The 22,357-nt window shown below is 30.4% G+C and carries 24 protein-coding genes, 7 tRNA genes and 1 riboswitch; of the genes, 30 read left to right on the top strand and 1 reads right to left on the bottom strand.

Annotated features, from left to right (window positions below; genetic code table 11):
• Positions 1–44: 44 nt before the first annotated feature.
• The 22 genes from prfA to mreB all read left to right on the top strand — a co-directional run bounded on the left by prfA (position 45) and on the right by mreB (position 19,937).
• The gene (gene prfA, locus AC2A4K_RS14580) at positions 45–1,127 is read left to right on the top strand and encodes a peptide chain release factor 1 (RefSeq protein ID WP_322503206.1); all 1,083 of its coding nucleotides are present in this window, start codon (positions 45–47) and stop codon (positions 1,125–1,127) included.
• Positions 1,128–1,205: 78 nt separating this feature from the next.
• A complete protein-coding gene (locus AC2A4K_RS14575; RefSeq protein WP_322503205.1) occupies positions 1,206–1,796 on the top strand; it encodes a hypothetical protein in 591 nt (196 codons plus the stop codon).
• A gap of 22 nt (positions 1,797–1,818) precedes the next feature.
• On the top strand, positions 1,819–2,871 hold the full coding sequence (locus tag AC2A4K_RS14570; RefSeq protein WP_322503204.1) for an L-threonylcarbamoyladenylate synthase: 1,053 nt from the start codon (positions 1,819–1,821) through the stop codon (positions 2,869–2,871).
• A gap of 266 nt (positions 2,872–3,137) precedes the next feature.
• Entirely contained in the window at positions 3,138–3,587 is a 450-nt protein-coding gene (gene rpiB, locus AC2A4K_RS14565; protein ID WP_322503203.1) for a ribose 5-phosphate isomerase B, read from the top strand.
• A 45-nt stretch (positions 3,588–3,632) separates the two neighbouring features.
• The gene (gene upp / locus AC2A4K_RS14560) at positions 3,633–4,262 is read left to right on the top strand and encodes a uracil phosphoribosyltransferase (RefSeq protein WP_322503202.1); all 630 of its coding nucleotides are present in this window, start codon (positions 3,633–3,635) and stop codon (positions 4,260–4,262) included.
• Between the two features lie 64 nt (positions 4,263–4,326).
• Entirely contained in the window at positions 4,327–5,481 is a 1,155-nt protein-coding gene (wecB, locus tag AC2A4K_RS14555) for a non-hydrolyzing UDP-N-acetylglucosamine 2-epimerase (protein WP_322503201.1), read from the top strand.
• 266 nt (positions 5,482–5,747) lie between these two features.
• Positions 5,748–6,926, top strand: coding sequence for an acetyl-CoA C-acetyltransferase (locus AC2A4K_RS14550; protein WP_322503200.1), 1,179 nt, complete (start codon positions 5,748–5,750; stop codon positions 6,924–6,926).
• Between the two features lie 686 nt (positions 6,927–7,612).
• Positions 7,613–7,981 carry an ATP synthase subunit I gene (locus AC2A4K_RS14545; RefSeq protein WP_322503199.1) on the top strand — a complete coding sequence of 123 codons (369 nt, stop codon included), beginning with the start codon at positions 7,613–7,615 and terminating at the stop codon, positions 7,979–7,981.
• Positions 7,982–8,032: 51 nt separating this feature from the next.
• Entirely contained in the window at positions 8,033–8,707 is a 675-nt protein-coding gene (locus AC2A4K_RS14540; protein ID WP_322503198.1) for a F0F1 ATP synthase subunit A, read from the top strand.
• A 61-nt stretch (positions 8,708–8,768) separates the two neighbouring features.
• Positions 8,769–8,987 (top strand): ATP synthase F0 subunit C, encoded by a 219-nt coding sequence (gene atpE / locus AC2A4K_RS14535; RefSeq protein WP_011592986.1) that lies wholly within the window; start codon positions 8,769–8,771, stop codon positions 8,985–8,987.
• A gap of 100 nt (positions 8,988–9,087) precedes the next feature.
• On the top strand, positions 9,088–9,567 hold the full coding sequence (locus AC2A4K_RS14530; protein ID WP_322503197.1) for a F0F1 ATP synthase subunit B: 480 nt from the start codon (positions 9,088–9,090) through the stop codon (positions 9,565–9,567).
• A gap of 2 nt (positions 9,568–9,569) precedes the next feature.
• Positions 9,570–10,109, top strand: coding sequence for a F0F1 ATP synthase subunit delta (locus AC2A4K_RS14525; protein ID WP_322503196.1), 540 nt, complete (start codon positions 9,570–9,572; stop codon positions 10,107–10,109).
• Positions 10,110–10,119: 10 nt separating this feature from the next.
• A complete protein-coding gene (atpA, locus tag AC2A4K_RS14520; RefSeq protein ID WP_322503195.1) occupies positions 10,120–11,628 on the top strand; it encodes a F0F1 ATP synthase subunit alpha in 1,509 nt (502 codons plus the stop codon).
• 64 nt (positions 11,629–11,692) lie between these two features.
• Entirely contained in the window at positions 11,693–12,544 is an 852-nt protein-coding gene (atpG, locus tag AC2A4K_RS14515) for an ATP synthase F1 subunit gamma (protein WP_322503194.1), read from the top strand.
• Positions 12,545–12,557: 13 nt separating this feature from the next.
• Complete coding sequence (gene atpD, locus AC2A4K_RS14510; protein ID WP_322503193.1) at positions 12,558–13,955, top strand: F0F1 ATP synthase subunit beta; 1,398 nt, start codon at positions 12,558–12,560, stop codon at positions 13,953–13,955.
• 15 nt (positions 13,956–13,970) lie between these two features.
• Complete coding sequence (locus AC2A4K_RS14505) at positions 13,971–14,372, top strand: F0F1 ATP synthase subunit epsilon (RefSeq protein ID WP_322503192.1); 402 nt, start codon at positions 13,971–13,973, stop codon at positions 14,370–14,372.
• 169 nt (positions 14,373–14,541) lie between these two features.
• Positions 14,542–15,186: a hypothetical protein gene (locus tag AC2A4K_RS14500; protein ID WP_322503191.1), complete on the top strand. Its 645-nt coding sequence runs from the start codon at positions 14,542–14,544 to the stop codon at positions 15,184–15,186.
• 22 nt (positions 15,187–15,208) lie between these two features.
• The gene (gene murA / locus AC2A4K_RS14495; RefSeq protein WP_322503190.1) at positions 15,209–16,474 is read left to right on the top strand and encodes a UDP-N-acetylglucosamine 1-carboxyvinyltransferase; all 1,266 of its coding nucleotides are present in this window, start codon (positions 15,209–15,211) and stop codon (positions 16,472–16,474) included.
• Between the two features lie 112 nt (positions 16,475–16,586).
• Positions 16,587–17,609: a stage II sporulation protein D gene (gene spoIID / locus AC2A4K_RS14490; RefSeq protein ID WP_322503189.1), complete on the top strand. Its 1,023-nt coding sequence runs from the start codon at positions 16,587–16,589 to the stop codon at positions 17,607–17,609.
• Between the two features lie 111 nt (positions 17,610–17,720).
• Entirely contained in the window at positions 17,721–18,488 is a 768-nt protein-coding gene (locus AC2A4K_RS14485) for a M23 family metallopeptidase (RefSeq protein ID WP_322503188.1), read from the top strand.
• Between the two features lie 71 nt (positions 18,489–18,559).
• Complete coding sequence (gene spoIIID / locus AC2A4K_RS14480; RefSeq protein ID WP_003452341.1) at positions 18,560–18,811, top strand: sporulation transcriptional regulator SpoIIID; 252 nt, start codon at positions 18,560–18,562, stop codon at positions 18,809–18,811.
• Positions 18,812–18,899: 88 nt separating this feature from the next.
• A complete protein-coding gene (mreB, locus tag AC2A4K_RS14475) occupies positions 18,900–19,937 on the top strand; it encodes a rod shape-determining protein MreB (RefSeq protein ID WP_322503187.1) in 1,038 nt (345 codons plus the stop codon).
• 38 nt (positions 19,938–19,975) lie between these two features.
• On the opposite strand, the gene yyaC is transcribed toward mreB, so the two are convergent.
• On the bottom strand, positions 19,976–20,506 hold the full coding sequence (yyaC, locus tag AC2A4K_RS14470) for a spore protease YyaC (protein ID WP_322503186.1): 531 nt from the start codon (positions 20,504–20,506) through the stop codon (positions 19,976–19,978).
• Positions 20,507–20,606: 100 nt separating this feature from the next.
• On the opposite strand from yyaC, the gene AC2A4K_RS14465 reads away from it, so the two are divergent.
• The 8 genes from AC2A4K_RS14465 (at position 20,607) to AC2A4K_RS14430 (ending at position 22,060) form a co-directional block, all read left to right on the top strand.
• Complete coding sequence (locus AC2A4K_RS14465) at positions 20,607–21,269, top strand: hypothetical protein (protein ID WP_322503185.1); 663 nt, start codon at positions 20,607–20,609, stop codon at positions 21,267–21,269.
• Positions 21,270–21,432: 163 nt separating this feature from the next.
• Positions 21,433–21,508: transfer RNA gene (locus AC2A4K_RS14460), tRNA-Thr, on the top strand.
• Between the two features lie 5 nt (positions 21,509–21,513).
• A tRNA-Tyr gene (locus AC2A4K_RS14455) sits at positions 21,514–21,599 on the top strand.
• Between the two features lie 4 nt (positions 21,600–21,603).
• Positions 21,604–21,679, top strand: a tRNA-Val gene (locus AC2A4K_RS14450).
• A gap of 17 nt (positions 21,680–21,696) precedes the next feature.
• A tRNA-Thr gene (locus AC2A4K_RS14445) sits at positions 21,697–21,772 on the top strand.
• Between the two features lie 5 nt (positions 21,773–21,777).
• Positions 21,778–21,863: transfer RNA gene (locus AC2A4K_RS14440), tRNA-Tyr, on the top strand.
• 30 nt (positions 21,864–21,893) lie between these two features.
• Positions 21,894–21,969: transfer RNA gene (locus AC2A4K_RS14435), tRNA-Thr, on the top strand.
• A 5-nt stretch (positions 21,970–21,974) separates the two neighbouring features.
• A tRNA-Tyr gene (locus tag AC2A4K_RS14430) sits at positions 21,975–22,060 on the top strand.
• 76 nt (positions 22,061–22,136) lie between these two features.
• A riboswitch (SAM riboswitch) is annotated at positions 22,137–22,243 on the top strand.
• Positions 22,244–22,357: the final 114 nt, after the last annotated feature.

The following is a 22,357-nucleotide window of genomic DNA, read 5'->3' as shown; positions in this document are numbered from 1 at the left end:
TTATAATTGTAAAATATGAAAATCTGTATACGGAGTGATAATAGATGATACTTGATAGATTAAATTTTATTGAAAATAAATATGATGAACTTTCAGTCAAGATAAGTGATCCTTCAATAATGGCTAACCAAAAAGAGTGGAGAAAACTTTGTAAGGAACATGCTGACTTAGAAATTATAGTTAATAAGTACAAAGAGTACAAAGAAGCTATAGAAGATTTAGAAGCTAATAAAGAGATGCTTTCAGAAGAAAGTGATCAAGAAATGAGAGAAATGATAAATGCTGAAATTAAGGATTTATCAGAAAGAAAAAAAGAATTAGAAGACGAAATACAAATTCTTTTATTACCAAAAGACCCTAATGATGATAAAAACGTATTTGTTGAAATTAGAGGTGGTGCTGGTGGAGACGAGGCAGCACTATTTGCAGCTAACCTTTTCAGAATGTACACTAAATACGCTGAAAAGAATAGATGGAAAGTTGAATTAATGAGTTCAAATGAAACTGATATTGGAGGTTTCAAAGAGGTTGTATTCATGATAAAAGGAGCAGGTGCTTATTCAAAACTTAAGTATGAGAGTGGAGCACATAGAGTTCAAAGGGTTCCTGATACAGAAAGTTCAGGAAGAATACATACTTCAACTGCTACAGTAGCTGTTTTACCAGAAGTTGACGATGTAGAAATAGAAATAAATGATAAAGATATTAAAATAGATGTATTTAGAGCATCAGGTAATGGTGGACAGTGCGTTAATACAACTGACTCAGCTGTAAGATTAACTCACTTACCTTCAGGTATTGTTATTTCATGTCAAGATGAAAAATCACAGCTTAAGAATAAAGAAAAAGCTATGAAAGTATTAAGAGCAAGATTATTCGAGCAAGCTGAAGCAGAAAGATTAGCTGGTATTGCCGAAGATAGAAAGAGTCAGGTTGGTACTGGAGATAGAAGTGAAAGAATAAGAACTTATAACTATCCACAAGGAAGAGTAACTGACCATAGAATAAACATGACTTTATATAAATTAGATAGCTTCTTAGATGGTGATATAGACGAAATATTAAATGCTTTAATCACTGAAGATCAAGCTCAAAAAATGAAAGCAATGGGTAATACTGAATTTTAATATATAAAGCCTTACATGAATAATGTAAGGCTTTAAAAATACATGGTTTTAATATGTTGATTAAAGAGGAATATACTTATGAATATAGATAAGGCTATAAAAAAACAAAGAAAATCATATAAAAGATTCATGTTTATTATGGTAATACTTCTAATACTATTACCTCTTTTAGTTTGGTTTTTTGAAGTTTATAAGGAATTTCTAATAGTTTATTTAATCTTTTTAGAAATTTTTATAGTTATTGTTATGGTTAAAAATTTTAATAATATAAGGTTAGAGTATTCTTGTGAAAATGGAATTTTAAGAATAAAACCTAATGTATTATCTAAATATAAACACATATACTGTGACAGGGTAGTTTTAGTTCATACAGAAAATGAGTTAGAGGATATGAAAATAATTATAGTCTTTTCTAATAAAGGTAGAAAAGGTAAATTTGGGAAGCCTATTGGAGATTATTTTTGTAAGGTTCACCAAGGGTTAAGTGATGACTATAAAAAGATGGTTAGATTAAATAAAGGAAGCCAATGGTATTACATAATAATAAAAAGAGGAGCTTTAAAGAAATTTAAGCTTTTAGATGACATATATAAAAGTTGTGTTACAGCAACCTATACAAGTGATAGTATTGAAAATATAAAGATTGCTAGAGGTCAAAAGAATTTATAAAAGATGAAGGTGATATTGTTTTATGAAAACAAAAATACAATTCATAAAAGATATAGATAAAGATATAAAACATTTAGAAGAAGCTGCTAAAATTATAAAATCAGGTGGAATAGGTGCTTTCCCAACTGAAACTGTTTATGGCTTAGGTGCAAATGCTTTAGATGGAGAAGCAGTTAAAAAAATTTTTGAGGCAAAGGGAAGACCTCAAGATAATCCTTTAATAATACATATAGCAAAAAAAGAAGATATTGATAAATATGTTGCTGAGGTACCAAAGTTTGCAGAGGAATTAATAGAAAAATATTGGCCAGGTCCTCTAACTATTATCTTAAAGAAAAAAGATATAGTTTCAGATATTACATCAGCAGGATTAGACACTGTTGGAGTAAGGATGCCAGATAATGATATCGCATTAAAATTAATTGAATTATCTGGAGTGCCTATTGCAGCACCATCAGCTAATATATCAGGAAGACCTAGTCCAACTGATATAGAAAGATGTGAAGAAGACTTAAATGGAAGAGTTGACTTCATAGTTGGATCTGAAAAAAGTAAAATAGGGGTAGAATCAACTATAGTAGATGCGACAGGTGAACATTTATGTGTTTTAAGACCTGGAGGAATAACTTTAGAAATGTTAAAAAGTATAGATGAAGGTGTATATATAGATAAAGCTATATTAACTACTTTAGATGAGAATACAAAACCTAAAGCCCCAGGAATGAAGTATAAACATTATGCACCAAAGGCAAAAGTTAAAATGGTTCAAGGACCAATAAATAAAATGGTTGAAAAAATTAAAGAAATGGTGCATAATTACATAGATGAAGATTTAAAGGTCGGAATTATGGCAACTGATGAAACTGTTTCTATGTATGATGAAGGGATAGTTAAATCATTAGGAACTAGAGAAGATTTAACTTCTGTAACAAAAAACTTATTTGAAATGCTTAGAGCCTTTGACGATTTAGGAGTGGATATTATAATAACTGAAGCTTTTGAAGAAAAAGGATTAGGTGTGGCCATAATGAATAGATTAAAAAAATCCTGTGGATTTGATATAACAATAGTTTAAGAAAATATATGGAAGGAGCTAGATAAGAATGAAACTTTTGAGAAAAAGGAATTGTTTTGAATTTACATTTTTTAAAAATTCTATATTTGTTTTTTTTGAAAGTTTAATATCTTTATTTAGTGTTCTTCCAATTAATAAAAAAAAGTGCTTTTTTATTTGACTTACTATTTAAATTTTTATTTTAAGTAGTGTTATTAGTCATTGAAAGAGCACTTTTTTTAAAATAATATATTTTAAAATAAACAGGTATAATGGAGGTTAATGAAATGAAAATAGCAATTGGTTGCGATCATGGTGGATTTAATTTAAAAAACATAGTGATGAAGCACTTAGAAGAAAAAGGTATTGAGTTAAAAGATTTTGGTACATATAGCACAGATTCTTGTGATTATCCAGATATAGCTATACAAGTTGCAGAAGCAGTAGCTTCAAAAGAATTTGAATTTGGAATATTAATTTGTGGAACTGGTATAGGAATATCAATATCAGCAAATAAAGTTCCAGGAATAAGAGCTGCTCTTTGTTCAGACACATTTAGTGCTCATGCAACAAGACAACATAACAATGCAAATATATTAGCTATGGGTGAGAGAGTAGTAGGTCCAGGATTAGCTTTAGATATAGTTGATACTTTCTTAAATTCAGAATTTGAAGGTGGAAGACACCAAACTAGAATTGATAAATTAACTGAAATTGAGAAAAAATATTCAAAATAATTAGTCAAAAAATTTTTTATATATAGATTTTAGGAGGAAGATACAATGAGTAAAGTAACAGAAATAACACACCCACTTATATTACATAAGTTAGCGTTCATAAGAGATAAAAATACAGGTTCTAAGGATTTCAGAGAATTAGTAAGTGAAGTTTCTATGCTTATGGCTTATGAAGTAACAAGAAATCTTCCAATGGAAGAAATCGATATAGAAACTCCAGTATGCAAAACTAAATGTAAAGTTTTAGCTGGTAAAAAAGTTGCTATAGTTCCAATATTAAGAGCTGGATTAGGTATGGTAGATGGTATGCTACAACTTATACCTGCTGCAAAAGTAGGTCACATTGGACTATATAGAGATGAAGAAACGCTTCAACCAGTAGAGTACTTCTGTAAATTACCACAAGACATAGCAGAAAGAGATATAATCGTTGTTGACCCAATGCTAGCTACAGGTGGTTCAGCAGCAGATGCTATAACTCTTTTAAAGAAAAGAGGAGCTAAGCAAATAAGACTTATGTGCTTAATTTCTTCACCAGAAGGAATAGAATTTGTACAAAAAGCTCATCCAGATGTTGATATATATGTTGCATGCATTGATGAGAAATTAAATGATCATGGATATATAGTTCCTGGATTAGGTGATGCAGGAGATAGACTATTTGGAACAAAATAGTTATAATTTAAATAGCTACTTAATATATAAGTAGCTATTGATTATTTTTGGAGGTAAATGATTCATGGAAAAGATAAAAGTTTTAACTATCTTTGGAACAAGACCGGAAGCTATAAAAATGGCTCCACTAGTAAAAGAATTAGAGAAAAGACCAGAAATAGAGTCAAAAGTTTGTGTAACTGCTCAGCATAGAGAAATGTTAGACCAAGTTTTAGAACTATTTGATATAAAACCTGACTTTGATCTAGATATAATGAAAACTCGTCAAACTCTTACTGGAATAACAAATAGAGTTTTAGAGGGATTAGAAAAAGTATTCACTGAAGAAAAACCAGATATGATACTTGTACATGGAGATACAACTACAACTTTTGCTGGTGGATTAGCAGCTTTCTATCAACAAATAAGAGTTGGGCATGTTGAGGCTGGACTTAGAACTTTTGATAAATATTTCCCATTCCCAGAGGAAATGAATAGAAAATTAACAGGTGCTTTAGCTGATTTACATTTTGCTCCTACTAAAGGTTCAAAAGCTAACCTTTTGAGAGAAGGAATAAATGAAAATGACATAAAAGTTACAGGTAATACTGTAATCGATGCTATGGAACATACTGTTGAAGAAAATTATGTGTTTGAAAATGAAGAATTAAACAACATAGATTTCCAAAACAAAAAAGTTATCATGATAACTGCTCATAGAAGAGAAAACTGGGGAGAAGGTATAGAAAACATCTGTACAGCTTTAAACAAAATAGTTGAAGATAATAAAGATGTTGAATTAGTTTACCTTGTTCACTTAAATCCAGTTGTAAAAGATGTTGTTTATAAAAATCTTGATGGAAAAGAAAGAGTACATCTTTTACCACCACTTGATACAAAAGAAACTCATAACTTAATGAATAAATGCTTCATGGTTATGACTGATTCAGGTGGATTACAAGAGGAAGCTCCTCACTTAGGAAAACCAGTATTAGTTTTAAGAGATGTAACAGAAAGACCAGAGGCTGTTGCTTCAGGAACTGTTAAGTTAGTTGGTACTGATGTAGAAAAAATCTTAGAAGAAGCTAATTCACTTATAAATGATGAAAAAGCTTACGCAGAAATGAGTAAAGCTATAAATCCATATGGAGATGGTAAAGCTTCAGAAAGAATAGTAAAAGCTATCTTAAACTACTTTGGAAAAAGTGATGAATCTGTAGAAGAATTTGTAAGCAAATAAGACTTTGTTAAAAAGTTTGATAAATATAATTTGAATAATTGGGATGAATAGACAGATATTTAGAATAATATAGAAATTTTAATGGTATATTTCTATAATGAAGCTAAAATATCTGTCTTTTTTTATAAAAAGCAAAAAATAATAAAAAAGATTGTTTAAAATTTAACAAAATATATTGAAAGCTAGTAAATTTATGGTTATAATTAAATTGGTTAGAAAAAACATATATTTTTGATAAATTTTTACCTAAATGGGAGGTTTTTGATATGAGAGAGGTAGTTATTGCAAGTGCAGTAAGAACAGCATTAGGATCATTTGGAGGTTCATTAAAAGATGTTCCTGCTGTAGATTTAGGAGCTTTAGTTATTAAAGAAGCTTTAAATAAAGTTGGTGTAAAACCAGAATGTGTTGATGAAGTTTTAATGGGTAATGTAATCCAAGCAGGATTAGGACAAAACCCAGCAAGACAAGCAGCGGTAAAAGCTGGTTTACCAGTTGAAGTTCCTGCAATGACAATAAATAAAGTTTGTGGTTCAGGTTTAAGATGTGTGGCTTTAGCTGCTCAAATGATAAAAGCAGGAGATGCTGATGTAGTAGTAGCTGGTGGTATGGAAAACATGTCACAAGGACCATATGTTTTAAAAACTGCAAGATTTGGTCAAAGAATGGGCGATGGCAAGATGATAGATGCCATGGTTAATGATGCATTAACAGATGCATTTAATGGATACCATATGGGTATAACTGCTGAAAATATAGCAGATCAATGGGGATTAACTAGAGAAATGCAAGATGAATTTGCTGCAAATTCTCAAATTAAAGCAGAAGCAGCTATAAAAGCTGGAAAATTCAAAGATGAAATAGTACCAGTAGTAATTCCACAAAGAAAAGGTGATCCAATAGTATTTGATACTGATGAGTTCCCAAGATTTGGATCAACTGCTGAAAAATTAGGGAAATTAAGACCAGCATTCAAAAAAGATGGTACAGTTACAGCTGGTAATGCATCAGGTATAAATGATGGTGCCGCTGCTTTAGTAGTTATGAGTGCTGAAAAAGCAAAAGAATTAGGAGTAACTCCAATCTGTAAAATAGTTTCTTATGGTTCAAAAGGATTAGATCCTTCAATCATGGGATATGGACCATTTTATGCTACTAAAAAGGCATTAGAAGGAACTGGATTAACAGTTTCAGATCTTGATTTAATAGAAGCAAACGAAGCTTTCGCTGCTCAAAGCTTAGCAGTAGCTAAAGATTTAGATTTTGATATGAGCAAAGTTAACGTAAATGGTGGAGCTATAGCTTTAGGACATCCAGTAGGAGCTTCAGGAGCTAGAATATTAGTTACATTACTTCATGAAATGATGAAAAGAGATGCTAAAACAGGCTTAGCAACACTTTGCATAGGTGGAGGAATGGGAACAGCTTTAATCGTAGAAAGATAATAAGTTTACCATTATTATATATATTTTTAGATGCTATCCATTTAATAGGATAGCATCTTTTTATTTTAAAAATTAAATTTATACATTTTATCATCTTAATATAAAGAATATATTAAAAAAATATGCACAAAAGTAATAATAAAAATTCATATTATAAAATATATATTTTATTTAGATTTTATATAAAAAGTATGAATAATAGAATAAAGAATAGAAAAAAATAGGATTAAGGTTCCGAAAATATTAAAAAAAATAAGGATTTTAAAAAAAAATCAAAAAAAATGTGAATAAATATTAAAAAGGTTATTCAAAACCTTTTAAGTTGTATATTTTATTCTAAATAGTGGTTTGAAACTTTTTTGATAAAAAAGGTGATAAAATATACGATTTTATAATAAAAACTTTTAAAAAAGGATTTCAAAATCGAAAATAGTAATCGAAATTTAACTCAAGATAATGAATAATAATTAAAAAATTCAGAAAAATGAAATAGTATATTCAAAAGCATTCAAAAATAATTGAAAAAAGAGTAAATGAGAGTTTTTGAGAGTAAAAATGAAGGAAATGCTTAAAAGTACTTTAAAATATCAGAATATTAATAAATTCAAGCAAAATTTAAATTTTATTAATATTAAATTCAGGAATATAATTAGTAAAGTAACATTGCGGAACTATGGAGGTTATACGTGAACGCTAAAATCAAAGATTTAGTTTTTTCAGTAATGAAAACTAATATTTTATTGACGATAATAGCAACCCTAGTAATTAGTTTAGTTAATTTTAAATTTGGGGTGGCTTTTTTAGTTGGAAGTATAGTTGCTACAATTAATTTTACGGTTAATGCAATTGTAATCCACAAGGTCATAAATAAAAGAAGAGGAGCTTTAAAAATTCAAATAAGCTTTGTATTAAGAATGATTCTAATTCTTTTATTTACACTAGTATTTATGAGAAATGTTAAAGAGTTAGCATTTTATCTAATTGGATTTATTTCACATCAGATATCAATATTTATTTATACCAAAAAGAATAAGGCCTTATCACAAAATAAATAAATATTTATATACATATATAAATTAATACTAAGATAGAAAGGGAGTGATTCCGTGGATATCTTTGCACCAATGTTTACAGTTAAGGTTGGTAGTTTGACAATTAGTAGTACAATTATTTTTCAATGGGCAGCAATGCTTGTTATAACAATATTTGCTATAGTATCAACTAGAAACCTTAAAAATAAACCAGGCAAGTTACAAGTTGTTTTAGAGTCAGTTTATCAAACAGTTTATAACTTGGTAAAGAGTAACATGGGGGAAAGTTATATTGGTTTTGTACCTTATATAGGAACATTAGCAGTATTCCTACTTGTCTTAAACCTTTATGGATTAATAGGGCTTGCACCTCCAACTCAGGATTTAAGTGTTGCAGTGGCATTAACAATTACTTCCTTTGTTGTTGTTCATGCTAATGCATTACGTAAATGTCATCTTGGAGGATATATCAAAGGATATTTCAAGCCATATCCAGTAATGTTACCTTTAAATATAATGGAGAGAATAATTTTCCCAGTATCTCTTGCACTACGTTTATTTGGTAATATGTTAGCAGCCACTCTATTAATAGACTTAATGTACTCAGGTCTAGCTCATATAGGATGGATTGCACAAATAGGTGTGCCAATACTAGCACATGGTTTCTTCGATGTATTTGATGGAACAATACAAATGATAGTATTTACAATGTTAACAATGGTAAACATTAAAATGTTAGCAGATCACTAAGAAAAATTAGAGGAACAAATCAAAATAACTTTAGTTTGATTTAAAAAAGGAGGAATTTTTAATGGATATGAAGTTATTAGCAGCAGGTATAGCTGTATTAGCAGGTATAGGAGCCGGAATAGGTATAGGGATTGCAACAGCAGGAGCAATAGAAGCAACTGCAAGACAACCAGAAGCATCAGATAAAATTCAAAGTTTATTCATCATGGGAGCTGGTCTTTCAGAAGCAACAGCTATATATGGTTTAGTAATTTCAATAATCTTATTATTCGTTGTTTAATATCAAATTGCGTAACTTTTTATTAAGAACTTGTAGTAATTAATAAATGAAGATAATAGAGTTAATATAATTGACTCCGAAGGGAGGCTGTGATTGATATATGGAATTAAATTTTATGAGAATATTAGCTACAATCATTAACTTTATAATCTTAATTCTTATACTAAAACATTTTTTCTGGGACAAAATCAAGAGAGCCATCGACGCAAGACAAGAGGCTATAGATGAAACAATCTTAAAAGCTGATGAAGATGCAGAAAAAGCAAGAAGATTAAGATTAGATAATGAAAGAATTCTTAAATCTGCGAAGGAAGAAGGCAGAAAGCTTAGAGAAGAACAGAAAAAAGAAGCTGACAGAATTTATAAAGAAATAGTTGATGATGCTCATAGAGAAGCTGAGGCTATATTAAATAGAGCTAATATTGAAATTCAAAGAGAAGAAGAAAAAGCGAGATATGAATTAAAGCAACAAGTAGTTGATATTTCTGTAATGCTTTCAGAGAAAGCACTTGGAGAATCTATCGATGAAGCTAAACATAGAGATTTAATAAATGACTTTATTGAAAAGGTAGGTATCTAATTATGTACGAATATTTAGATCGAAGATATGCCTTAGCTCTATACGAAGTTGCTGAAGAAAAGAACAAAGTTGAAGAGTACTTAAATGATTTGAGAGAAATTTGTGACATAGTTTATGGTAATACAGAGCTTTATGAAATAATAAAGCATCCTCAAATAAGTACTGTAAGAAAGAAGAAAACTTTCAAAAATATATTTGAAGGAAAAATAGATGAAGAGTTACTTTCATTCTTAATGGTTCTTATAGAAAAAGATAGAATACTTTACCTAAAAGAAAAATTAAAAGAAATGGAAAAAATTCATCTAGAAAGAAACAATACTTTATTAGCTGAGGTTAAAAGTGTTGTTCCACTAACAGAAGATGAAGTTAAAAGACTTGTAGAAAAGTTAGAAAATAAATATTCAAAGAAAATATTATTAAAGCAAGATATAGATAAGAGTATCATTGGTGGACTTTATGTTAGAGTTGGCGATGATGTTATAGATGGTACTGTTAAATCTAGACTTGATGATATGAAACTTATAATGCTTAAGAGAGAATAGAGGTGAGTCTATGCATATTAAACCAGAAGAAATAACTTCTATAATCAAGAATGAAATAAAACACTATGAAAAAGAGCTAGAAACTGTTGATTCTGGTACTATCATACAGATAGGTGACGGAGTTGCCAGAGTTTACGGATTAGAAGAATGTATGGAAGGTGAACTTCTAGAATTCCCTAATCAAGTTTTCGGTATGGCTCTTAACTTAGAGCAGGATAACGTTGGTTGCGTTCTTTTAGGATCAGAAGAAGGTATAAAAGAAGGAGACATCGTTAAAAGAACTGGAAAAATAGTTGAAGTACCAGTAGGAGAGGATCTAGTAGGTAGAGTTGTTAATTCACTAGGTCAACCTATAGACGGAAAAGGTCCTATCAAAAATGATGGTTACAGAGCTATAGAAATACCAGCACCAGGTATATTAGAAAGAAGTTCTGTTAATGAGCCTCTACAAACAGGTATTAAAGCGATTGACTCAATGATACCAATAGGTAGAGGACAAAGGGAATTAATTATAGGAGATAGACAAACAGGTAAAACTGCTATAGCTATAGATACTATAATTAACCAAAAAGGTAAAGACGTTATATGTATATATGTTGCTATTGGACAAAAACAATCAACAGTAGCTAATATAGTTAACACTTTAACTGAAGAAGGAGCTATGGACTATTCAATAGTTGTAACTGCATCAGCATCAGAATCAGCTCCATTACAATATATTGCACCATATGCAGGCTGTACAATGGGTGAATATTTCATGAACAAAGGTAAATCTGTATTAATAGTGTATGATGACTTAAGTAAGCACGCAGTTGCTTATAGAACAATGTCATTATTAATTAGAAGACCACCAGGAAGAGAAGCTTATCCAGGTGATGTATTCTACATACATTCAAGATTACTTGAAAGAGCTGCTAAGTTATCAAAAGAAAATGGTGGAGGCTCATTAACAGCGCTTCCAATAATAGAAACATTAGCAGGAGACGTAACAGCATATATCCCAACTAACGTTATATCAATAACAGACGGACAAATATTCTTAGAAACTGAGTTATTCAACGCAGGACAAAGACCAGCTGTTAACCCGGGTATATCAGTTTCAAGGGTTGGAGGAAATGCTCAAATAAAAGCAATGAAACAAGTTTCTGGTACATTAAGACTAGAACTTGCTCAATATAGAGAGTTAGCATCATTCGCTCAATTCGGTTCTGACCTTGATAGGGATACTCAAGCAAGACTTGAAAAAGGTAAGAGAATTATTGAGATATTAAAACAAGACCAATATAAGCCAATGGCAGTTGAAAAACAAATTATGATAATATATGCTGCAGTTAACAATTTCTTATTAGATATTAAGGTTTCAGATATTAAGAGATTTGAAAAAGAATTCTTAGAATATATGGATACTCATCATAGAGAAATTGGTAAAGCTATATTAGATAAGAAAGTTTTAGACGATGAATTAAAATCTGCTTTAGAAAGCGCTATAGTAGAATTTAAAAAAATATTCTTAATATAAAATAAGAGCATAGCTTTTTAATTAAAGCTATGCCCACATTTTTAAGAATGGAGGTGGAGCTTAAATGGCAGGTGCAGGACTTTTAGAAATTAAAAGAAGAATAAAAAGTATCAAAAACACAAGAAAAATAACAAAAGCTATGGGACTTGTTGCCACTTCTAAGTTAAGAAAAGCTAGACAAAAGTTAAATGAAAATAATCAATATTTTGGAAGTCTAGATGAAATTGCTAGAGAATTAATCGGATCATTAAATAGCAATAATAATCCTTTACTTAAATCCAATGATAATCCTAAAAAGTTAATAATATTATTAGCATCAGATTCAGGATTATGTGGTGGATTTAATGGTAATACTGCTGCTTTTGTAAGAGATAAGTATGAAGATAATATTGAAAATATAGAAGCAATAGTAGTGGGGAAAAAAGGTATCCATTATGTTAAGAAAAATAGGATTTCTACTTTAGCAGAATATGTTGATTTAGGAGATACACCGAATATTGGTGATGCATCAACTGTAGTAAATAAAGCTGTTAAAGAATTTACTGATGGAAACTTTGGAGAAGTAAATTTAGTTTATACTAAATTCTTTTCACCTGTTAAACAAGAGGTTGTTGAAGAGAGATTATTACCTTTAGATTTAACTGGAGAAAAAGGAAAGGTTTCTTTTTTAATTGAACCAGATGAGGATGAAATAATAGATTCATTAGTTTCATCATATTTAAAAGGTAAATTCATGAATGCTATGTTTAATTCAAAAACTAGTGAACAAAGTGCTAGAATGCAGGCAATGGACGGAGCAACTAAAAACGCCGATGATTTATTAAACTCATTAGATGCTAAGTACAATAGAATAAGACAAAGTATCATAACTCAAGAGATATCAGAGATTGTTGGTGGAGCAGAAGCACAAAAATAAGGAGGTACTCAAAATGTCTAATAATATAGGTAAAGTAGTTCAGGTTATTGGACCAGTTGTAGATATAAAGTTTGCAAATGATGAACTTCCTAATATATTTAATGCAATACACATAAAAATGGACGATGGAAAAATCTTAGTTTGTGAGGTAGAGCAACACGTAGGAGATGACATAGTTAGAACTATAGCTATGGAAGCTACTGAAGGATTAAGAAGAGGTATAGAAGCTGTTGACACTGGAGCACCTATATCAGTACCCGTTGGTGGATGCGTATTAGGAAGAATATTTAACGTATTAGGTAAACCACTAGATAGTGGAGCAGAAGTTAATAATGAAGAAAAATATCCAATTCATAGACCAGCTCCATCATTTGAAGAGCAATCAGTTGTTCCTGAAATGTTTGAAACTGGAATAAAGGTTATAGACCTTTTAGCACCTTACCAAAGAGGGGGTAAAATCGGTCTATTCGGAGGAGCCGGTGTTGGTAAAACAGTTCTTATCCAAGAGCTTATTAACAATATAGCTAAAGAGCACGGTGGAATTTCTGTATTTACAGGAGTTGGAGAAAGATCAAGAGAAGGTAATGACCTTTACTACGAAATGAAGGAATCAGGAGTTATAAAAAATACTGCACTAGTATTTGGACAAATGAACGAACCACCTGGAGCAAGAATGAGAGTTGCGTTAACAGGACTTACAATGGCTGAGTACTTCAGAGATCAAGGTCAAGACGTGTTATTATTCATAGATAATATATTTAGATTCTCACAAGCTGGATCAGAGGTTTCAGCTTTATTAGGAAGAATACCATCAGCTGTTGGTTACCAACCAACACTTGCTACAGAGATGGGTGCTCTTCAAGAGAGAATTACATCAACTACTCATGGATCAATTACATCAGTTCAAGCAGTATATGTACCTGCTGATGACTTAACTGACCCAGCTCCAGCTACAACATTCAACCATCTTGATGCTAAGACAGTTTTATCAAGAAGTATAGCTGAGATAGGTATTTATCCAGCTGTTGATCCACTAGATTCTTCATCAAGAATACTAGATCCAAGAATTGTTGGAGAAGAGCATTATGAAGTTGCTTCAAAAGTTAAACATATATTAGAAAGATATAAAGAACTTCAAGATATAATCGCTATCCTTGGGGTTGATGAACTTGCTGACGAAGATAAACTTATTGTTGCTAGAGCAAGAAGAATACAAAAATTCTTATCACAACCATTCACAGTAGCAGAACAATTCACTGGAATGCAAGGTAGATATGTTCCAATAAAAGAAACTATAAGAGGGTTCAAAGAAATATTAGAAGGTAGATACGATAATGTTCCAGAATCAGCTTTCTTATTTGTTGGATCAATAGATGAAGTACTAGAAAAAGCTAGAGAAATAGCCCAATAAAAGGGGTGAATAAAGATGAGTAAATTCAATTTAACTATAACAACACCAGAAAGAGTTCTTATTTCAGGTGAGGTTACAAGAGTTTTATGTAAAAATGCTCTTGGTGAGTTTGAAATATTAGCTGGTCACCAACCTTATATAACAGCTACTACTCCAACAGTTACAAGAGTAGATGATGAAAATGGTGAAAGTAAGTACTTATTTACTTCAACAGGATTAATGAAGGTTCAAGATAATGAAGTTACATTTTGTGTAAATTCTGCAGAATGGCCAGAAGAAATAGATCAAGCGAGAGCTATGGAGGCTAAGCAAAGAGCAGAAGAAAGATTAAAAAAAATTGCTGATGAGACAGATGTAAAAAGAGCTAAGTTAGCCTTAGCAAGAGCTATGTCTAGATTAAAGTTAAAAGAAATGTAGATTATTTAAAGCATACAGGAAACTGTATGCTTTTTTTTGGTATAACAAATGTTTTTATGTAATTTAATAGAACTTTTTCAGGTGATTTTAATATATTGATAATATGAAAGGCAATTATTGTATAAAAAAGCTATCCCTGACAATAATTAAGAAGAAAGGTGGGATAGTGATGAATAAAAATATTTTTACAATGGTATTATTTTGTTTCTCTTTTATTTTTTGTCCAAGCATTAGCAATTTAGAAAATGAGGTTTATACTAAAGTATCAGAAGAACTTTGTGATATAGAAGAGTATGGAATAAAAATAGAATATCTAACTAATGAAAGTATCAATAAAGAATTGAATAATTTATATAATTCTCTTAAAATTAAAGATTTCAGTATTGTAGAAGAAAGTGAAGGTGGTTTATATTTAGAGAATTCTAGTGATGAAATTAAATTAAATATTAGTTTGATAAAAGAAAATGGGAAAAATAGAGTTCAAATAGAAATATTTTCTAGATATAGAATTGATTTTAATTATATTAAGGAATATTTTCAAGTTATTCATAATAAAAACATATCAAATATAAAATATTACACTTATATAAAAGGTAATATTAGAGAAAATAATAATATAGATGAAATTGAAAAAAAAATTATAGAATCAATTGGTAAGAAGCATGTAATAGAATCACAAAGTATAAATTTAGAGAATGGAACTACAGGAATAATTAATCTTAAGAGTGATTATCAGTTTAATTACTCCATTATGACATATGAGGAAGATAGGAAGTTGATTTTAGGCACTCCTATTATATTCACAACATATTAAAATAATTTTAATGGAGGATAATATGGATAAAATAGTAGTAAAAGGTGGAAAAAAATTAAATGGAGAAGTAAAAATTAGTACAGCTAAAAATTCAGTTTTACCAATAATTGCAGGATCTATATTAGCTAATGATATTATAACTATAAATGAATTACCAATGTTAGAAGATGTGTTTACTATTTGTGATGTTATGGAACAATTAGGTTATGAATTAAATATAGATAAGAAAAATAATAAATTAATTGTACCACCATTGCAAAGAGAACCTTTAATCCCAAATGAGAATTTAGTAAAAAAAATGAGAGCTTCATTTCTTATAATGGGGCCAATGATAACTAAATATGGAGAATTTAAATTAGCTAGACCAGGTGGATGTAATATTGGTTCAAGACCAATAGAATTGCATTTAAAGGGTCTTAGAGCTTTAGGTGCAGAAGATAAAAATTGTGGTAATGGATTTGTATGTATTCAAGCTAAAAAGTTATTTGGAAATAAAGTATATTTAGACTTTCCTTCTGTTGGTGCAACAGAGAATATAATGATGGCAGCAACTATGGCTAAAGGTACTACAGTGATTGAAAATGCTGCTCAAGAACCAGAAATAATTGATTTAATTAAATTTTTAAATTCTATGGGAGCAAAAATTTATACTGAAAAACCAGGAGAAATAGTAATAGATGGTGTAGAATCTTTAACTTCAACAGAATATACTCCTATATATGATAGAATAGAAGCAGGTACATTTATGGTTGCAGCAGCAATAACAGGTTCAGAAATAAAATTGAATGGTGTTAATTCAGACCACTGTGCAGCCACAATTTCTAAATTAAGAGAAGTGGGAACAGAATTCTTTAAAATTGATAATGAGCCGAATAGTATAATAGTAAGAGGAAATAAAGAGATAAAACCAATTAATATAAAGACAATGCCGTATCCAGGGTATCCTACTGATATGCAATCACAAATGATGAGTTTATTGAGTATAGCAAAGGGTAGTAGTATTATAACAGAAAGTGTTTTTGAAAATAGATTCATGAATGTTGATGAATTAAGACGTATGGGTGCAAATATACAAGTAGAAGGAAGAACTGCTTTAATTGATGGTGTAGATAATCTTACAGGGTGTGAAGTGAAGGCAACAGATTTAAGAGCAGGAGCAGCTTTGGTTTTAGCTGGACTTATAGCAAAGGGAGAAACAATAGTTACTGATATACACCATATAGATAGAGGTTATGTTGAAATAGAAAATAAGTTCAGAGCGTTAGGCGCTGACATAAATAGAGTTTAAATCAACAGCATATGCTGTTGATTTTTTTGTTTTTAAATAATTTTAATATGAGTTCGAGTTTCAAGATACTTAGCATATACATAAAGTGTATTAATAAGTTTTTGGAGGATTTATGAGAAATAAAAGAATTTTAGAAGCAGTAATTTTTATAGGAGCTGTTATATTAAGTATATTTATTATACCTATATTATTTGGGTTTTTATCAAGCTCCAGTATAGCTGAAAGCAATAGTACTGAAATAAAGAAAAATCAAAGGTTATCTGAAGTAGTTAATATAAAAGAAGTTGAAGTTTACATATCTAAAGAAAATAAAGTGGAAAAGGTGTCTTTAGAAGATTATGTTTTATCTGTAGTTTCAAGTGAAATGCCTGCTTCTTTCCATGAAGAAGCTTTAAAAGCTCAGGCAGTTTTAGCTAGAACTTTTGTTATAAATAAAATGATTGCTGGATGTAGTAATATTAAAGAAGGAAATATTTGTGATACAACTCATTGCCAGGCATATTTAAATATTGATAAAAGAAAAGAAGCTTGGGGGGAAAATGGAGATGAGTATTTGAAAAAGATAAAAAAGGCGGTAAAGGAAACTGAGGGGGAAGTTTTATCTTATAATAAAGAATTAGTAAGATATCCACAATATTTTTCTACAAGTTCGGGAAATACTGAAGATGCAGTTTCTGTTTTTTCAGAGGATGTACCATATCTAAAGTCTGTTGAGAGCCCTGGAGAAGAGATATCACCTAAATATGAAAGTGAAGTTAATATTCCAATAAATGATTTTAAGAATACAATTAAAAAAGCAGTTTCTAATAGCAATTTAGGAGATAATATAAAAGAAGATATTCAAATTTTAAATAGAAACACAGGTGGAACTGTAGATGACATAAAAATAGGAGAGGCTATAATTAAAGGAAAGGACTTTAGAAAAATATTATCTTTAAATTCAGCCAATTTTACACTAGAGTTTTCAGAGAATGTAGTAAATATAAAGTGTTTAGGATATGGTCATGGGGTTGGAATGAGCCAATGGGGAGCAAATGTAATGGGTAAGGATGGAAAAAAATATGATGAAATATTAGAACATTACTTTAAAGAAAGTAATGTAGAAAAAAGTAATAAGGTTTTTATGTATAAGTAGTTAAAACAACAAGCAAATATTTATTTGCTTGTTGTTTTTTTTATAAAAAAGATTTTTATATGTGTATTAATTTAGGATAAATGGACAGAATTAGTAACGGAGGTGTTGAAAATGAATAAAAAAGACCAATTTAAGAGATTTATTAAAAAGGATGGATTTTATGTAGTTTTATTTGTTTGCCTATGCTTAATAGCAACAGTTGGAGTAGTGGTAGCAAATAAGAGTGCTAATAACACAGTAGATGAAAGCATAGTAGAAAATACAGAGGATAATAGTACTACAACTGGTAATACATTTGATGATGCAGAGCTAGTTGAAGGAAAAACAGAGGGGACAGATAATTCAGAAGAGACTACATCTAATACAGATGTAGAAGAAAATAGTGACGTAGTAAATCCAGAAGCAAAAAATACAGATGATTCTGTAGCTACTTCAAACCAAAATCAAAGTTTTATATCACCGGTTAAAGATGGAGTTATAACAAGAGGATATAACTTAGAACCTAGATTAAATGAATCAGGTCAAAGTGCATCTGTTTATAAAGGTATAGATATTGAAGTTGCTGAAGGAACAGAGGTTTTAGCAATTGGTGATGGTAAGGTTGTAGAAGCTGGAAAAGGAAATTCAAAAGAAGGATGCTTTGTTAAGATAGAGCATCAAAATGGTGTAGTTGGATTTTATGGAAACTTAGATCCTGAAATAAAAGTTAAAGAAGGAGATACTGTTAAAAAAGGAGATCCTGTAGGTAAGGTTGGGAAAACTATCCAAAATAGTCCAAGTGATAGAGTTTCTGAAACTTATTTAATGTTCCATATGGAAAATTCTAAAGAACCAGTAGATCCACAAAAATATTTAAAGGATATTCCAGTAAGAGAATAATTTAAGAGATAATCAGCTGCCTTAAAGGCAGCTGATTAAATAATAGTAATATTTTTAAGGAGGTAAGGTTCTTGAAAGATTATATTGAGGAAAGAGTTTTAGAAGTAGCGCAGTACATTATTTATTCAAGAGCTACTATACGGAAAACAGCTAAGGTTTTTGGAGTAAGTAAGAGTACTATACATAAGGATATGACTGAAAGGTTGCCTAAAATAAATCCAGATATAGCTGAAGAGGCAAAAAGTATATTGGATTTAAATAAGGCTGAAAGACATATAAGAGGTGGAAAAGCTACTAAGTTAAAATATAAAGTTGTTGAATGATAAAAATATTCCTTATATAATAAAAGTTAGTATTTATGTATAATTTTATAGGAAATAATAATTTTATTATATATTAGGGAGTGTAAATATGTGGTTTTGGAGAAAAGGTACAGATATGGGTATAGACCTTGGAACAGCAACAGTTCTTGTCTATATGAAAGATAAAGGTATAGTCCTAAAAGAGCCATCAGTGGTAGCTATAGACAAAAATAAAAACAAAGTTTTAGCAGTAGGAGAAGCTGCAAGACAAATGATTGGTAGAACACCAGGAAATATAGTAGCATTAAGACCTATGAGAAATGGTGTAATATCAGATTATGAAATGACAGAGGCTATGCTAAAATATTTCATTAAAAAAGGTGTTGGAAATAGAAGAATATCAGCGCCAAAGGTTATGGTATGCATACCTTCTCAAGCAACTGAAATAGAGAAAAGAGCAGTTATAGATGCTGCTAAAAATTCAGGAGCTAAAAATGTATATCTTATAGAAGAACCATTAGCTGCTGCCATAGGAGCTGGATTAGATATATCAAAAGCTAGTGGCCATATGGTTGTAGATATAGGCGGAGGAACAGCAGACATTGCTATAATATCTTTAGGTGGAATTGTTATTAGACAATCTGTGAAGGTCGCTGGTGATAAATTTGATGAAGCTATAATCAAGTTTGTTAGAAATAAATATAAACTTATGATTGGTGAGAGAACTGCCGAAGAACTTAAAATAAATGTTGCTACAGTCGTAGAAGGAAATAGAAATGAGTTCATGGAAGTGAGAGGAAGAAATTTAATAACTGGTCTACCTGGAGTTATAAAAGTAGATAGTGAAGAACTTAGAATGGCATTAAAAGATCAAGTAAATATAATTGGTGAAGCGGTACATTCTGTTCTTGAAAAAACGCCACCAGAGTTAGCTGCTGATATAATTGAAGAAGGAATTCTTATGACTGGTGGAGGAGCTTTACTAAATGGTTTAGATAAATTCATTGAGCAAAGAACTGGCGTTAAGGTTAATGTAGCAGAAGATGCTGTAAGGTGTGTAGCGGAAGGAACTGGAAAGGTTCTTAAAGCCTTTGAAAAAATAAACTTAAGTACGGACGATTTAGAAGTAAAATTAATTGATGAATAAAATTAACCATATATCTCTTAATATTAAGAGATATATGGTTAATTTTTTTTTGTACTTAAATAATAAGCATGTATTAGAGCATCAACGATAACTTTAGCCATGTCTAATATGAAGCTTAATCTAATAGGTCTAGTAGTAAATAAATCTATATTTTCCGATGAATCAACTATTGCAATAATAGAAGTATCACCAACGCTTCTTAGAGTTTTCCCAACACCTTTTCCTGGGTGTATAGGCTCGTTTCTAGTATGAATTTCTCCAATAGATTTTGAATCTCCTAAACAGGCATCTATAGCTATTATTTTATATCCAGGATAATTTTTTAATATCTCAGTTATTTTTTTATCAAGATTAAGTGCATGTATAGGAGAGTCAAGTGTACCAAATATATTTAAAGGAAAGAATTTTTCTTTCAATAGAGTTCCAACTAGTGGTCCTAAACAATCACCTATACATTTATCTGTACCTATACATACTATTAATGTTTTTTCATCTATATTATCTTTTAAAAAATTTGAAATTTCATAATATGCTAAATAATGTTCGTAATAAGTCTTTATTTTATTCAAGGCTTCACCTCCTGATTAATTATATGAAAGGATAGTAAGAAATATTAAAGAGAAGTATAAAAAAGATTTTAGGTGGCAATTATTAAAAGAGGAGGTGAATATGTTTATGAATAGAGGATTTTTAAGTTTTCTAATACTTTTCTTTACTACAATTACAATGGGGATTATGTTGTACTTTGTTAATTTAAATTTTGAGCATAGCCCAAAATTTGAAGTTAATAGTATAGAAAAAGAAAAGAAGAATCATTTAGATGAAAACAGTAATGAAAATAAAGAATATAATAAAATTGAGGAAAAAAAAGAAAAAGAAGATAATAATAAATTAAATCAAAATAATAATTCTGATAAAAAAGAAGATGATATTTTTGATGAGTATGAACTTGAAATAGAAGAAAATGAAGATGAGATAGAAGAAAAAATCGGAGAGGCAGTAAAAGATATTGAGAAAAATAAAGATAATAATAATTTTGAAGTAAAGGATTCTTTGGAAGAAGAAAGCAAAGAGGTCTTTAGGATGGATAAATATTCAATTCCGAAAAAAATAGCAAAATCAGATAAGCTTAAATTGATGTCTATAGCTAAAAATTTATCTATATTAGATTATGGAATATTATTAGAGCATATTAAAAGAAGTGATGAGCTAGATGCTGCAGTTGATATATTTAGAATTTTAAAGGATAGATTAGAGGAGAATGAGTACAAGGAAATGAAAGATATATTGAGTCCATACATAAATATTGAGTTGATTGAAGAAAATATATAATTAAAAAAGAAGTAAACAAAAGATATATAGAGAAAATTCGAAATAACTTAACATAATTATCAAAAATGGGCTAAAATTGAGTTTGAAATAAAAAGCGTAACAATATATACTAAATCTTGTCGATTGGCGGTGAGTCAAACCGACAAAGAAAAATAATAAATATGCTGGTGTGGCTCAATTGGCAGAGCAGCTGACTTGTAATCAGCAGGTTATCGGTTCAAGTCCGATCATCAGCTCCATAAGTGGTGGAATTCCCGAGTGGCCAAAGGGGGCAGACTGTAAATCTGTTGTCGGACGACTTCGAAGGTTCGAATCCTTCTTCCACCACCAATAAGGTCGCATAGCTCAGCTGGGAGAGCACCTGCCTTACAAGCAGGGGGTCACAGGTTCGATCCCTGTTGCGACCACCATTAAAAATAATAAATATGCTGGTGTGGCTCAATTGGCAGAGCAGCTGACTTGTAATCAGCAGGTTATCAGTTCAAGTCTGATCATCAGCTCCATAAGTGGTGGAATTCCCGAGTGGCCAAAGGGGGCAGACTGTAAATCTGTTGTCGGACGACTTCGAAGGTTCGAATCCTTCTTCCACCACCATTTATTTAAAAGAAAACAAAATATTAATATGCTGGTGTGGCTCAATTGGCAGAGCAGCTGACTTGTAATCAGCAGGTTATCAGTTCAAGTCTGATCATCAGCTCCATATGTGGTGGAATTCCCGAGTGGCCAAAGGGGGCAGACTGTAAATCTGTTGTCGGACGACTTCGAAGGTTCGAATCCTTCTTCCACCACCAGCAAGAGACACTTGGAAATAGTGTCTCTTTGTTTAAAATAATATCTCAATAAAATAGAATATTTAGTATTTATATACTCTTATCCAGAGAGGTGGAGGGAAAAAGGCCCTATGAAACCCGGCAACCAGTGAGAAATCACCACGGTGCCAATTCCGGTAAAGAATTTTCTTTACAAGATGAGAGAAGATAAATTTAGTGTATAACTAGAATCTCTTCTTAAATCTTTTAAAGATTTAGAAGAGATTTTTTTGTTAATAAAATATATCTTAAAAGCGCGCATTAAGATATGTAATTTTT

It is taken from the genome of Clostridium sp. LIBA-8841, from assembly GCF_057782475.1.
The sequence above is the reverse complement of the archived record's forward strand: the minus strand, read 5'-3'. Positions and strand labels throughout refer to the sequence as shown.